The 12864-nt window shown below is 58.8% G+C and carries 14 protein-coding genes; 6 read left to right on the forward strand and 8 right to left on the reverse strand.

Annotation, left to right across the window (positions count from 1 at the left end):
- From hflK to GOX45_RS04205, 4 genes are all read left to right on the forward strand, one after another.
- Entirely contained in the window at window positions 1-1146 is a 1146-nt protein-coding gene (gene hflK / locus GOX45_RS04190) for an FtsH protease activity modulator HflK (RefSeq protein ID WP_171098326.1), read from the forward strand.
- Window positions 1146-2024 (forward strand): protease modulator HflC, encoded by an 879-nt coding sequence (hflC, locus tag GOX45_RS04195; RefSeq protein WP_171098328.1) that lies wholly within the window; start codon window positions 1146-1148, stop codon window positions 2022-2024. The genes hflK and hflC overlap by 1 nt, the downstream gene beginning before the upstream one ends.
- Window positions 2024-2218, forward strand: coding sequence for a DUF2065 domain-containing protein (locus tag GOX45_RS04200; protein WP_171098330.1), 195 nt, complete (start codon window positions 2024-2026; stop codon window positions 2216-2218). Before hflC ends, GOX45_RS04200 begins: the two co-directional genes overlap by 1 nt.
- 195 nt (window positions 2219-2413) lie before the next feature.
- Window positions 2414-3853 (forward strand): Do family serine endopeptidase, encoded by a 1440-nt coding sequence (locus tag GOX45_RS04205; protein ID WP_254445932.1) that lies wholly within the window; start codon window positions 2414-2416, stop codon window positions 3851-3853.
- 234 nt (window positions 3854-4087) lie between these two features.
- On the opposite strand, the gene GOX45_RS04210 is transcribed toward GOX45_RS04205, so the two are convergent.
- The 4 genes from GOX45_RS04210 to ftsY all read right to left on the reverse strand — a co-directional run bounded on the left by GOX45_RS04210 (window position 4088) and on the right by ftsY (window position 7577).
- Window positions 4088-4756, reverse strand: coding sequence for a Crp/Fnr family transcriptional regulator (locus tag GOX45_RS04210; protein ID WP_171098334.1), 669 nt, complete (start codon window positions 4754-4756; stop codon window positions 4088-4090).
- An 84-nt stretch (window positions 4757-4840) separates the two neighbouring features.
- On the reverse strand, window positions 4841-5467 hold the full coding sequence (locus GOX45_RS04215; RefSeq protein ID WP_171098336.1) for an inner membrane-spanning protein YciB: 627 nt from the start codon (window positions 5465-5467) through the stop codon (window positions 4841-4843).
- Between the two features lie 17 nt (window positions 5468-5484).
- Window positions 5485-6387 carry an EamA family transporter gene (locus GOX45_RS04220; protein ID WP_171098338.1) on the reverse strand — a complete coding sequence of 301 codons (903 nt, stop codon included), beginning with the start codon at window positions 6385-6387 and terminating at the stop codon, window positions 5485-5487.
- Window positions 6388-6470: 83 nt separating this feature from the next.
- On the reverse strand, window positions 6471-7577 hold the full coding sequence (gene ftsY / locus GOX45_RS04225; RefSeq protein WP_171098341.1) for a signal recognition particle-docking protein FtsY: 1107 nt from the start codon (window positions 7575-7577) through the stop codon (window positions 6471-6473).
- Between the two features lie 176 nt (window positions 7578-7753).
- On the opposite strand from ftsY, the gene GOX45_RS04230 reads away from it, so the two are divergent.
- Window positions 7754-8149, forward strand: coding sequence for a hypothetical protein (locus GOX45_RS04230; protein WP_171098343.1), 396 nt, complete (start codon window positions 7754-7756; stop codon window positions 8147-8149).
- Here GOX45_RS04230 and GOX45_RS04235 read toward each other — a convergent pair whose 3' ends face one another.
- Complete coding sequence (locus tag GOX45_RS04235) at window positions 8150-8791, reverse strand: glutathione S-transferase family protein (protein ID WP_171098345.1); 642 nt, start codon at window positions 8789-8791, stop codon at window positions 8150-8152.
- A gap of 3 nt (window positions 8792-8794) precedes the next feature.
- Window positions 8795-10279, reverse strand: coding sequence for an exodeoxyribonuclease VII large subunit (xseA, locus tag GOX45_RS04240; RefSeq protein ID WP_171098346.1), 1485 nt, complete (start codon window positions 10277-10279; stop codon window positions 8795-8797).
- 75 nt (window positions 10280-10354) lie between these two features.
- Here xseA and purD point away from each other — a divergent pair, with 75 nt between their 5' ends.
- Window positions 10355-11617: a phosphoribosylamine--glycine ligase gene (gene purD, locus GOX45_RS04245; RefSeq protein ID WP_171098348.1), complete on the forward strand. Its 1263-nt coding sequence runs from the start codon at window positions 10355-10357 to the stop codon at window positions 11615-11617.
- 104 nt (window positions 11618-11721) lie between these two features.
- Here purD and GOX45_RS04250 read toward each other — a convergent pair whose 3' ends face one another.
- Window positions 11722-12495: an FG-GAP-like repeat-containing protein gene (locus tag GOX45_RS04250; RefSeq protein WP_254445933.1), complete on the reverse strand. Its 774-nt coding sequence runs from the start codon at window positions 12493-12495 to the stop codon at window positions 11722-11724.
- Window positions 12495-12818, reverse strand: coding sequence for a 2Fe-2S iron-sulfur cluster-binding protein (locus tag GOX45_RS04255; RefSeq protein ID WP_171098350.1), 324 nt, complete (start codon window positions 12816-12818; stop codon window positions 12495-12497). The genes GOX45_RS04250 and GOX45_RS04255 overlap by 1 nt, the downstream gene beginning before the upstream one ends.
- Between the last annotated feature and the right edge of the window lie 46 nt (window positions 12819-12864).

Raw genomic sequence — 12864 nt, forward strand, 5'->3', positions numbered from 1 at the left:
ATGGCGGGCAACAGCGGCGGCCCCTGGGGGGGCGGAGGCTCCTCGGGCGGCGGAGGAAATCGGGGTAACAACGGGAACGGGCAACGTCCTCCCGAAGGCGATGGCCCGCAGATCCCCGAGATCGATGAGCTGATGAAAAAAGGTCAGGAACAGCTGCGCGTGCTGATGGGCGGACGCGGTGGTTCGGGCCGTGGCGGCGGCGGCAAAGGGTCTGGCGGCGGTGGTCCGGCCTTTACCAAAAGCACGATTGCCATAGGCGCTGTTGCAGCCGCTGTGCTGTGGGGGCTGGCCAGTTTTTACACGGTCAAGCCAGAAGAACAGTCGGTCGAGCTGTTTCTGGGCGAGTTCTATGCGGTTGGAAACCCAGGCCTGAACTTTGCCCCATGGCCCTTTATCACCGCCGAGGTCATCCCGGTCACGCGCGAACAGAACGAAGATATGGGCGGGTCAACCGGACGTGACGACGGCTTGATGTTGACCGGCGACGAGAATGTGGTCGATATCGACTATCAAGTGGTGTGGAACATCAACGATCCCGCCAAGTTCTTGTTCAACTTGCGTGATCCGCGCCAGACAATCCGCGCGGTGTCTGAATCGGCCATGCGCGAGATTATCGCGCAAAGTGAACTGGCCCCGATCCTGAACCGGGATCGTGGTGTGATCGCCGAGCGTTTGCAGGAACTGATTCAAGCCACCATGGACAGCTATGATTCCGGTGTGAATATCGTCCGTGTGAACTTTGACAAAGCAGACCCGCCGCAGGACGTGATCGCCGCCTTCCGTGACGTTCAGGCTGCCGCTCAGGAACGCGACAGGTTGCAGAACGTGGCCGATGCCTATGCCAACCGCGTTTTGGCTGAAGCCCGTGGTGAAGCCGCGCAGGTGTTGGAAGAGGCCGAAGCCTATCGCGCGCAGCAGATCAACAGCGCGCAGGGTGAAGCCAGCCGTTTCAGCGCGGTTTTGGAAGAGTATACCAAAGCGCCCGATGTGACGCGCAAGCGCTTGTATCTGGAACGGATGGAACAGGTGTTGGGTGACGTCGACAAAATCATTCTTGACGAAAACTCGGGCGGCCAAAGCCAGGGTGTTGTACCCTATCTGCCGCTGAACGAACTGCGCCGCAATTCCGGTCAGGAGAATAACTGATGCGTAAGTCCACTCTCATTCTTCCCGTCATTGTTGTTCTGATCGTCGGTCTTCTGTCTTCGATCTTTATCGTGGACGAACGCGAGCGTGCGCTGGTTCTTCAATTCGGTCGTGTTGTCGCGGTTAAAGAAGAGCCGGGTCTTGCGTTCAAGATCCCGCTTATTCAGGAAGTAGTCCGCTATGACGACCGCATTTTGTCGATTGACGTGCAACCTTTGGAGGTGACACCTCTGGATGACCGCCGTCTCGTGGTGGATGCCTTCGCACGCTATCGGATTTCGGATCTGGAACAGTTCCGGCAAGCGGTTGGTGTTGGTGGCATACCCGTTGCCGAAGACCGGCTAGACCGCATTCTGCGCGCCGAAACCCGCGAAGTTCTGGGTTCGGTTTCGTCCCGCGATATCCTCAGCTCGGATCGTGCTGCCCTGATGCTGCGGATCCGGAACAGTGCGATTGCCGAAGCGCGGGCGCTGGGCGTGAACGTGATCGACGTGCGTTTGAAAGCAACCGACCTGCCACAAGCCAACCTTGAAGCCACATTCGACCGGATGAAGGCGGAACGTGAGCGTGAGGCAACGGACGAGCGCGCCCGTGGTAACGAAGCCGCGCAACGTGTGCGCGCACAGGCCGACCGTACCGTGGTGGAACTGGTGTCCGATGCGAACCGTGAGGCCGAGATCATTCGCGGTGAGGCGGACGCCGAACGCAACGCGATCTTTGCCGAAGCTTTCGGTAAGGATCCAGAATTCTTCGAGTTCTACCGGTCCCTGTCTGCCTATGAGCGCGCCCTTCAAGGGGGCAACAGCTCGATGGTCCTGAGCCCAGATTCTGAGTTCTTCAATTATCTGAAGTCTCCGACCGGGCAGGCCTCGCAGTAATGGGTATGATCCTGCTGGCTTTCGGGCTGGTGCTGATTGTCGAGGGGCTGGCCTATGCGCTGGCCCCTTCGCTTATCGAACGCATGTTGGAAGCGCTGCGTTCGGTTCCGGAACAAGCACGCCGCCTGATGGGACTTTTATGTGTTGTTTCAGGCCTGATCCTGCTCTGGGGCGCCTATCAGTTCGGGTTTTGACCTGTCGGAATTTCACGGCTGAGTGAATTCCCTGCGATCCCGAGTTGCGGGCGTGATCAAACTGACTACATTGTTTCCCAACACATGCCGCGAAACGCGGACATTTAGGGTTGGTATAGGGTTGGTATAAGGAGATCCCAGGTGCAGGCACATGCGCGCAGTCTTGCGGTACGATCTGACGAAATGGTCACGAAAATGCGGTTGGTATGGTTGGGATTTGCTACGATCCTGCTGGTGATGGCGCAAGCTCTGGCCGCGCATGCGCGGGGCGAAAGCCTGGCGCCATTGGCAGAACAGATCAGCCCGGCGGTGGTCAACATCACCACAAGCACCTTGATCGAAGGGCAGGCTGGCCCGCAAGGTATCGTTCCCGAAGGCTCTCCGTTCGAAGATTTCTTCCGTGAATTTCAAGACCGCAACGGAGGTGGCGACAGCGACCGCCCACGGCGCAGCAATGCGCTGGGGTCAGGATTCGTGATCTCGGAAGATGGTTATATCGTTACCAATAATCACGTTATTGCCGAAGCCGATGAGATCCTGATCGAGTTTTTCCCGGGCGATGGTCAACCGGTCAAGGAGTTGGTGGCCGAAGTTGTGGGCACCGATGAAAAAACGGATATCGCGCTGTTGAAGGTAGAGGCCTCGGGCCCGCTGCAATATGTGCAGTTCGGTGACAGTGACACCGCGCGCGTAGGCGATTGGGTCATCGCGATGGGCAACCCGTTGGGGCAAGGCTTTTCGGTCTCGGCTGGCATCGTTTCGGCACGCAATCGTGCGCTCAGCGGATCTTATGACGACTACATCCAGACCGATGCTGCAATTAACCGAGGCAACTCGGGTGGGCCATTGTTTAACATGAGCGGCGAGGTGATCGGTGTGAACACCGCGATTCTGTCGCCCAATGGCGGATCGATCGGGATCGGCTTTTCGATGGCGTCGAACGTTGTGACCAAGGTCGTTGATCAATTGCGCGAGTTCGGTGAAACCCGTCGTGGCTGGCTGGGCGTGCGCATTCAGGACGTCACCGAAGACATGGCCGAGGCGATGGGCCTGGAAAAACCCGGCGGTGCGCTGATCAGTGATGTCCCGGATGGCCCTGCTAAGGAGGCGGGCCTGCTAGCTGGTGATGTGATTGTCAGCTTTGACGGTGTCGAAGTGGAAGACACCCGTGGGTTGGTCCGTCAGGTCGGTGAGACCACAGTCGGGAAGTCGGTTCGTGTTGTGGTCCATCGTGACGGTGGCACGCAAACCGTTCTGGTGGTGCTGGGACGCCGGGAAGACGCAGAACGTGCCGAAACCGCAGAGGCGCCTGCAGTAGAGGAAGAGGAAGGCGCAAACAGCGAATTCCTGGGCCTGACGATTTCTCCGCTGACAGACACTCTGCGGGAAGAGCTTGGTCTGGCCGCTGATGCCGATGGCTTGGTTGTCACGGATGTAGACGAAGCGTCCGAGGCGTACTCCAAGGGCTTGCGGGCAGGGGATTTGATCACAGAAGCAGGCCAGCAAAAGGTCACTTCGGTTTCCGACCTCGAAACGCGCATGGAAGAAGCCACAGAGGCGGGGCGCAAGTCGCTGCTCTTGCTCGTACGGCGGGGTGGTGAGCCGCGCTTTGTCGCGCTGAGCCTTTCAAGCTGACGCTCTCTAAACTGAAAACGTATCAAGGCCGGGGGCTATGGTCCTCGGCCTTTTCTTTTTCTCAACGCGCACGCAAGAAAGAAGCCATATGCCGGGGAAGGCATATGGCTCTGGTACAGGGAGAGGCCGATGGACAGATATCGGGGATGATAAATCAGCCTCCTACGGTAACACAACAACGGCTAAACCCAGAACTTTGTCCAGTCTGTGAACAAGTTCACATAAGCCGAAAAGCTACATCAGATCCGACTCGGCCAATTCGCGCAGAGCTTCGAAATCATGGATCTGAACGCCGCCGCGAGTCGCCTCGACCATATCCTTGCGTTTCCAAGTCGAGATCGTTTTTGAAACGGCTTCTCGTGTGGCCCCGACAAATTCGGCCAATTCGCTTTGCGACATGGTGATGCGGTCGTTTGGATCGTCCTGCTGGTTGGCCAGATACAACAGTTTCCGCGCCAACCGGATGGGCATGGGCAAGAATACCTGTTCGTTCAACTGCAACCCCATATGGCGCATCCGCGCTCCGGCCAGCCGGATCATATCGACGGCAAGGTCAGGTTCTTGCCGGATCTGAGCCATGACATCGCGATGAAACACGCGCAACACGCGCGATGGTTCGGCAGCAGCGACGGTCGCAGTGCGCGGGCCTTGGTCAAACAGGGCAATCTCGCCGAAAACTTCGCCCGGACGCATCAGGCTGAGAGACAGTTTTCGCCCACTCATGGAAAGGAACGAAACCTCTAACGTGCCGTCCAGTATAGCATAAAGCGCATCCCCTTCATCGCCCTGTTCAAACAGGATATCCCCGCGATCCAAGGACACTTCTTTTGCCTGCGCGGTCAGCATCTCGCGCAGTTCCTCTGACGCTTCGGACAGGAAGCCGCTGTTGGGAAAGGCCATCATTGGCGCTCTAATCTCCGATTGAGTGGTGGCAGTGGTGCTTCAACCTTCCACAGCTTTGACGCCAAGCCAAGGAATTTGTCGCGGCTATTCGCTGCGCGGTGGGGCTTTCTCAGCGTCCGGGTCATCCATGAAACGTTGCAGCATACTGAACTGCAGCATCAGGAAAGCCATCAATGCGATCGGGAAGCCGAAGGTTTCGATTTTGACCCAAAGGTCGGTGGACATCGTCCGCCAGACGAACTCATTGGCGACTGCCAAGACGGCAAAACAGGCGCAGAGGCGGCGGGTCAGGATCATCCAGCCTTCGTGTTTCATCGGCAGCATGTCTTCCAGCACATAGGCCAGATACGATTTTTTCTGCAGCAGACCAATGCCGAGGATCAGCGCGAAAAAGCCGTAGACGAGCGTTGTTTTCATCTTGAAGAAGCGTTCGTCATTGAACCATGCGGTCAGTCCGCCAAAGAACAGCACCATGAACGCAGTGAAGATCTGCATGCGGCTGAGCTTGCCCGTCAGGAACCACAATACACCCATCGCCGCCAGCATGAGGGGGACAAAGAGGATCGTGGCGACGATAAAGCCGGAATACTCGGTGCCGCCGATCATGAAACTATCGTCGCGCAGGCGCAGGTAGATGAAGAAAAAGGCCAGTGGCGGCCCAAGTTCCAGCACCTGTTTCAGAAACGGGTTGATGTCTTTCTTGTCGGTCATCTGAGCCTTCCTGCTGCTTACCCGCCCATTTCAACTATTACGGCGCCAAGTGCAATCAATGCCATCAAGGCGATCCGTCGTGGTCCAACGGTTTCTTTCAGAACCAGCCATCCGATCAAGGCGGCAAAGACGGTTGAGGTTTCGCGCAGGATGGCGGCTTCACCCACTTTGTCGAGACGTGTGGCCAACATGATCGAACCGAAAGAGAGCGGGGCGATGATCCCTCCGACCAACCCGCGCAGCATAAGAGGACCTAGGGCCGGGCGGTTGACCATGGCGCGCCACCGGAGCGCGGCATAGACCGGCATCGCCGCGCCGTCGATCATGAAAAACCAGGCCAGAAAGGTGAAGGGATCGGCTGTCGCGCGAATGCCGTAGGCGTCATAGGTTGTGTAAAGCGCCACAAACAGCCCGGTGATCACCGCAAGAACCAGAGCGATGCCAAGTGTATCCCTGTCCGTCTCAAGATAACGCAGGTTATACGCGGCCAGACCGAAGATGCCCGCCATCAATGTGGCGACACCCAGCCATTGGATAACGTTGAAGGTCTCGCCAAACAGAAGATAGGCACCAAAGACCGTAAACAACGGGCCGGTGCCGCGCACCACCGGGTAGACAACCGTATAGGAGCCCTTGGTATAGGCCAGTGCCTGTAGCGTTTTGTAGGCGATATGGATCAGCCAGACCAAGGCGAAGATCGGCCACATATAGGGCTCGGGCCAAGGGACCACGAAAAAAGCAAACGGTGCTGCCATGAGCCCATAACAGGCGTCGATCGCGCCACGCGACAACCACGGGTCGTGGCGGCCTTTTTGCAGCGCGCCAAAAGCGGCATGCAGGAAGGCGGCGCTGAGTGCCAGTGCAAGGGCCAGATGATGGCCCGCTTCGGTACCTTCGAGGGAGATTAGCCAATCGCTCAAATCAGGGCTTTCGCTGGGAGAGAGGCCGGGGGTTTTCCATCCCCAGACCCCCGGAGGATTTTGGGGCCAGATGAAGGGGCGGATCAGCCCTGGGCGAGGCCGGTGAGGGCGGCGGCGAATTCTTCGGGATCGAAGGGGGCCAGATCATCGATCTGTTCGCCGACACCGATGGCGTGGATCGGCAGGCCGAACTTGTCAGCCAGCGCCACCAGAACGCCGCCTTTGGCGGTGCCGTCAAGCTTGGTCATCACAAGGCCCGAGACATCAGCCAGCTTCTGAAAGGTCTCGACCTGGCTAAGCGCGTTCTGGCCTGTGGTTGCATCCAGCACCAGCAGCGTATTGTGCGGGGCTGTTTCATCGACCTTGCGGATGACGCGGACGATTTTGGCCAGCTCTTCCATCAGGTCGGCGCGGTTTTGCAGGCGGCCGGCGGTATCGATCATCAATAGATCCGCGCCCTCGTTCTGCGCCCGCGTGAGCGCGTCAAACGCAAGGCTGGCCGGGTCCGAGCCCTCGGGTGCGGTTAGGACCGGCACACCTGCGCGATCGCCCCAAACCTGAAGCTGTTCGACAGCGGCGGCACGGAACGTGTCACCGGCGGCAATTACGACCTTTTTACCAGCCGCTTTGAACTGACTGGCCAGCTTGCCGATAGTGGTGGTTTTGCCGGATCCATTGACGCCCACAACCAGAACCACTTGGGGCCGCTTGGGGTAAAGCGGCATCGGTTTGGCCACAGGCTCCATCACCCGAGCGACTTCCTGGGCCAGCAATTCTTTGATTTCCCGGGTCGAGAGTTTGCGGCCAAAACGGCCTTCGGCCATGTTGGCAGTGACGCGCAGAGCGGTGTCGACGCCCATATCCGACGCAATCAGAAGCTCTTCGAGCTGTTCCAGCATATCGTCATCCAATGTGCGCCGGACAACGGCGCGGTCATCGGATTTGGAGAACAGACGGCTGAGCAACCCCTTTGGTTCCTCAGCTGGTTCCTTGGCGGTAGCTTGGGGTTCCGGATCGGGCGCGGCGGCGGGTGTGGGCTGCGGTTGTGGCGCGACCGGGGCGACTTCGACGGTTTCTTCAGGCGCGGGGGCTGTTTCCTCACCGCCATCTTCGACGATCGCATCCAGACCCTCTTCCAGGCGGGATGAGGATTTGAACAGCTTGTCCTTCAGCTTTGAGAAAAATGCCATTTATCAAGTCTCCGCAGGTGTTCCCCTCACCTAATGCGGATTTGCAGCAGTTGCAAAGGGTCCGGTGCATGCAATTGGATGCCCGACAACTGTGGGGCAGGTGGTCGGACAAATCGGGTTCTGTTTTGCCTCAAGCGTGAATGGCGTGGCGGCGCAAGCTCTGCCAAGATGGAGGCATGTTGAAACGTATAGTGATTCCCGCGCTGATTTGCGCCCAGACCGCTGCGGCCCAATCACCGCTGAGCGCGGATGAGTTTGACGCCTATACTCAGGGCAAGACACTTTTCTATGGGTTTGAAGGTCAGATCTATGGGGTCGAACGCTATTTGCCGAACCGCCGTGTGATCTGGTCGTTTCTGGACGGACAGTGCAAAGAAGGCATCTGGTATGAGCAACAAGGCCAAATCTGCTTTGTCTATGAAGACCGTTCGGACCCGCAATGCTGGGTGTTCACCGAAACCGGGCGCGGGTTGCTGGCGCAGTTTGAAGGCGATCCGCAGGCTACCGAGCTTTATGAGGCCGAAGATATCGGGGAAGAAATGGTCTGCCTTGGTCCTGAGGTGGGCGTTTGATCAGCGCGCGCGCAGTTCGTCATAGTCAAGCATGACATGGGTTTGATAGGCGCGCCTTTTGGTGAGGCGGCGATAGTAGGCTTGCAGATTGGTGAGTGGCGGGCGCGGGATGTCGATATCGTAATACCGGTAAAGAACGTGACCTAACTGTATGTCGGCAAGCGAAAATTCCTCACCCGCCAACCACTTGTTTTGTGCAAGCTGTGCATCGGCAATAGCCAGTTTGTCGTGCAGGTCGCGAAGGGCTTGGGTAAGGGCCAGAGCGTCTTGCTGATCAGGCGGTGTACGCACAACGTGCCAAAAGACAGGGACAGTGAACGCCATTGCCACATTCAGCTTGGCCCATTCGGCCCATTTGTCGATCTGGGCGCGGCGCGCGGTATCCGTCGGCCAAAAGCTGCCCTGAGCATGGACGCTGGCGAGATATCGCAAGATTGCACCGGTTTCCCAAAGAACGGGCCCGTCATCGTCCTGCAGAACCGGGATGGTTCCATTGGGATTGAGCGCCAGGAACTCGGGCGTATCCAACCCGCCAAAATGATGCCCCAGATCATGCCTGTGATAGGGCAGTCCCAACTCGCCCACGCACCACATCAGGGCCTGCACGTTTGACGATGTTTTCCGCCCCCAGATCGTAAGCATCGCTTAGAACAAGCTGCCCTGATCAGGCGCGTCAGGTTTGGGTTTCTTGGGCGCGGGTTTTGCAGCAGTGCCTGTGCTGAGAATGCCGTCAGCGAATTCGATCTCAAGCGTGCTTTGTTTCGAAGCTTGGGCCTTGGTCGTCACCACACCGCCCTCGGCGCGAACCACCGCGTATCCACGTTCGAGCGTTGCCTTGTAGCTGAGCGTTTCGCGCAGGCGGTCGGTGGCCTGAAGCTGTTGGCGAAGGCGCTCCAGCCTTGTGGCTTGCGCCGTGTTCATCCGGTCAGTCAGGCGGGTCAGGTTGTCTTTTTGCTGGCCGATGTCGCGTTGGATCGGGCGCAGCGACAGGCGCGACGAGACATTGCGCAGCGCATCTTGGCGCGTCGTTACCAGATTGCGCAGGGTTGCGGGTCGCAGATGGGCCGAAAGCTTTACCATTTGCAAACGCCGGTTCTGCACGCCGCGATCCAAGGCTGGGGTCAGGCGATCTGCAATCAGATCAAGCCTTTGGCGCGGGGTGTTCAACAAGCTGTCTGGGCGCGGCAAGGCGCGGGAGAGGTCGCGCAATCGCTGAGCCCGGCGTTGCACCGCATCGGTTGCAGCGCGCGACAGGCGCGCACCTTGTTCACCGGTCCACGCCAGCAGTTCCATGCGCACGGGTACAGCCAGCTCGGCGGCTGCCGTGGGCGTGGGTGCGCGCTGGTCTGAGACATAGTCGATCAGCGTTGTATCCGTCTCGTGCCCAACGGCCGAGATCAACGGGATATCCGAGGCTGCGGCGGCGCGGGCAACAACCTCTTCGTTGAAACCCCAAAGGTCTTCGATGGAACCGCCCCCGCGGGCCACGATGATCAGATCAGGGCGCGGCAATGCGCCTCCCGGCGTCAGTTTGTTGAAACCGTCAATGGCGCGGGCAACTTCAGGGGCGCAGTTCGCGCCTTGAACAGCCACGGGCCAGATCAGCACCTTGCGCGGGAAGCGGTCGCGCAGGCGGTGCAGAATATCACGGATCACGGCGCCCGAAGGCGAGGTCACCACACCAATGATCTGCGGCAGATAAGGCAGGGTTTTCTTGCGCTCGGCTGCGAACAGACCTTCTGACTCAAGCTGCTTCTTGCGCTTTTCCAGCAAGGCCATCAGCGCGCCTTGGCCGGCGACGGCAACCTCATCAACGTTCATGTTGTATTTTGACTGGGCCCCAAAGGCGGTCAGGCGGCCGGTCACGACAACCTCAAGCCCTTCTTCCGGCACCACAGACAAGCCCGTGATCTGACCCTTCCACGTAGTGCAGGCCAGCACGTTCCGATCATCCTTGATGTCGTAATACAAATGCCCTGAGCGCGCCTTGAAGACGCGCCCGACCTCACCACGCACTCGGATTCGTCCGAAAGTGCCCTCGAGTGTGCGTTTTATCTCACCCGAGATGTCAGAGACGCTGTATTCGGGGGTATTTTGGCCGGGAAGCGGGTCATCAAGCAGGTCGGACATTTCAGCGCCTTGTGTCAAATGCTGACCCAGCTTAGAACGCCGCGCAGGCAAGGCCAAGCAGATCGGAGCGCATTCATGAATATCCTCATTCTCGGCAGCGGCGGGCGCGAACACAGCCTGGCCTGGGCGGTGATGCAAAACCCCAAATGCGACCGTCTGATCGTGGCTCCGGGCAATGCCGGGATCGCGCAGATCTCGGATTGTGCTGCGCTGGACATCGAAGACGGTGGTGCGGTTGTCAGCTTTGCCGAAGAGAATGCAATTGATTTCGTGATCGTCGGGCCTGAGGCGCCTTTGGCCGCAGGGGTCGCAGATCGTTTGCGCGACGCAGGTGTGCTGGTGTTTGGCCCTTCGGCAGAGGCTGCGCGGTTGGAGGCCTCAAAGAGCTTTACCAAAGAGGTCTGTGATGCATCCGGCGCACCCACCGCAGGGTATGCGCGGTTTACTGAGGCTGAACCCGCAAAAACCTATATCCGCCAGCAGGGTGCTCCGATTGTGGTCAAGGCCGATGGGCTGGCTGCAGGCAAGGGCGTGATCGTTGCCATGGATGAGCAGACTGCTTTGGACGCCATTGATGATATGTTTGGCGGGGCCTTTGGCGGTGCAGGGGCCGAAGTGGTCATCGAGGAGTTCATGGAGGGCGAAGAAGCGTCATTGTTCGTGCTCTGTGATGGCGAGGATATCCTGTCCATCGGCACTGCGCAGGATCATAAGCGGGTGGGCGAGGGCGATACCGGTTTGAACACCGGTGGCATGGGCGCCTATTCACCCGCACCGGTTTTGAGCCCCGAGGTCGAGGCCCGCGCCATGGACGAGATCGTGCGCCCGACCATGGCCGAAATGGCGCGCCGAGGTACACCGTTTCAGGGGGTTCTCTATGCCGGTCTGATGATCAAGGACGGTCAGCCGCGTCTGGTGGAATACAATGTGCGCTTTGGCGACCCGGAATGTCAGGTGCTGATGATGCGTTTGGGCGCTCAGGTGTTGGATCTGATGCATGCCGCTGCTGAAGGGCGCTTGTCCGAGGCGCGTGTAAACTGGGCAGACGATCATGCCATGACCGTGGTTATGGCCGCCAAGGGTTATCCCGGGTCCTATGAAAAGGGCACAGTGATCAACGGGTTGGAGGGTCTGGGCGAAGACAGCGTGAACATGGTGTTTCACGCTGGTACAAAAGACGCGGACGGCAAGATCGTGGCCGCAGGAGGACGGGTTTTGAACGTCACGGCGCGCGGCGACACGCTGCAAGAGGCGCGGGATCGGGCTTATGCGATGGTGGACGATATCGACTGGCCAGACGGGTTTTTCCGCCGCGATATCGGCTGGCGTGCGCTGTGATCCAAAGGCCGGGCTTTGCCCGACTTGGTTTTTGGGGTAGGGGGCCTTGCCCCCTAGACCTGTGGCCTCACACCCAGGATTTTTTGGCCAGATGAAGGGGCGGATCAGCAGTTCAGGGCCTGGTCGAAGCTTGCGGGGCCGTTAAAGGGCCCGATATCGGATTGTGTCCAGCCGTTTTGGTAGGACACGCTGATCAGCCGCGACCAGTTTGCATTTGCTACAATGAGCTCTGGGCTTGCCCCGCAATCCCTGACACCTCCACTGATGAAGTCTTCACCGATGCGATGGTTGGTGAGATTGGGCAGGGTTGCAATCTCGGTCAGGCCGCCGTTTTTGAAGCGCCATATCCGCAGTGTTTTGGCCAGGTGAGGACGGTCGATATAGGCGATTTCCACATGGCGGTCATTGTCCAAGTCCAAAATTGCGACCGGTGCGAGCCAGCGAAACCGAGTGCCGATATGCGGCGTGGCGGCGAGTTTTTCACCGGCTGCATTGTAAATTGCCAGCTGCGCTCCGGTGTCTTGATGCGACTCAACGACAACTACCTCGTTGGTGCCATCCAGATCGACATCCGCGAGGCGTGGGGCGAGATCCTCAAACACCCTATTCTTTGGCAATCTGATGGTCAGAACGGTTTGCGTCCCACCGGATTGTCGCGCATCACTTTGGACAGTGATTTCAAGCGCACCAAATTCGATGTTGTCGCCCAAAACGCCATGCGCATAGCGCGTTGTGGGCTCTGTGTAGTGGGCTGCAACGATCGTTTCGGCTGCGGCAATGGTTCCTGCTGCCGATAGCCACACGCATAACACCAGCAGCGCACCGCGGGCCCCGCCGTGCCAGAGGCGGACGGGCAGGCGCGGCGCTTTGAGGCGCATCAAATTTGCTTTTCGGGCATCTGAACAACCAGACCGTCCAGCGCGTCGGTCACCTTGATCTGGCAGGTCAGGCGCGAACGGGCAGGATCGGGTTCAAAGGCAAAGTCCAGCATGTCTTCTTCCATGTCGTCCTTTGCAGGAAGCTTTTCGACCCAATCGGGGTGAATGTAGACATGGCAGGTCGAACAGGCGCATGCGCCGCCGCAATCGGCTTCGATGCCGGGAATGTTGTTGTCACGGGCCCCTTCCATGACGGTCAGTCCGTTGGCGACCTCGACAGTGTGTTCGGTCCCGCCATGCTCGACATAGGTGATCTTTGCCATTGCGTGCGTCTTCCTTTTGCGATGTTCGAAAAGCTGTTTAATCAAG

The sequence above is a fragment of the Ruegeria sp. HKCCD7255 genome (assembly GCF_013031565.1).
GTDB lineage: Bacteria > Pseudomonadota > Alphaproteobacteria > Rhodobacterales > Rhodobacteraceae > Ruegeria.

Coding starts and splice junctions, on each gene's coding strand:
- GOX45_RS04250 (WP_254445933.1), bottom strand. CDS start 12,495: ATGCGCCTCAAAGCGCCGCGCCTGCCCGTCCGCCTCTGGCACGGCGGG.
- GOX45_RS04235 (WP_171098345.1), bottom strand. CDS start 8,791: ATGCTTACGATCTGGGGGCGGAAAACATCGTCAAACGTGCAGGCCCTG.
- ftsY (WP_171098341.1), bottom strand. CDS start 7,577: ATGGCATTTTTCTCAAAGCTGAAGGACAAGCTGTTCAAATCCTCATCC.
- purD (WP_171098348.1), top strand. CDS start 10,355: ATGAATATCCTCATTCTCGGCAGCGGCGGGCGCGAACACAGCCTGGCC.
- GOX45_RS04255 (WP_171098350.1), bottom strand. CDS start 12,818: ATGGCAAAGATCACCTATGTCGAGCATGGCGGGACCGAACACACTGTC.
- GOX45_RS04205 (WP_254445932.1), top strand. CDS start 2,414: ATGCGGTTGGTATGGTTGGGATTTGCTACGATCCTGCTGGTGATGGCG.
- GOX45_RS04200 (WP_171098330.1), top strand. CDS start 2,024: ATGGGTATGATCCTGCTGGCTTTCGGGCTGGTGCTGATTGTCGAGGGG.
- GOX45_RS04215 (WP_171098336.1), bottom strand. CDS start 5,467: ATGACCGACAAGAAAGACATCAACCCGTTTCTGAAACAGGTGCTGGAA.
- xseA (WP_171098346.1), bottom strand. CDS start 10,279: ATGTCCGACCTGCTTGATGACCCGCTTCCCGGCCAAAATACCCCCGAA.
- GOX45_RS04210 (WP_171098334.1), bottom strand. CDS start 4,756: ATGATGGCCTTTCCCAACAGCGGCTTCCTGTCCGAAGCGTCAGAGGAA.
- hflC (WP_171098328.1), top strand. CDS start 1,146: ATGCGTAAGTCCACTCTCATTCTTCCCGTCATTGTTGTTCTGATCGTC.
- hflK (WP_171098326.1), top strand. CDS start 1: ATGGCGGGCAACAGCGGCGGCCCCTGGGGGGGCGGAGGCTCCTCGGGC.
- GOX45_RS04230 (WP_171098343.1), top strand. CDS start 7,754: ATGTTGAAACGTATAGTGATTCCCGCGCTGATTTGCGCCCAGACCGCT.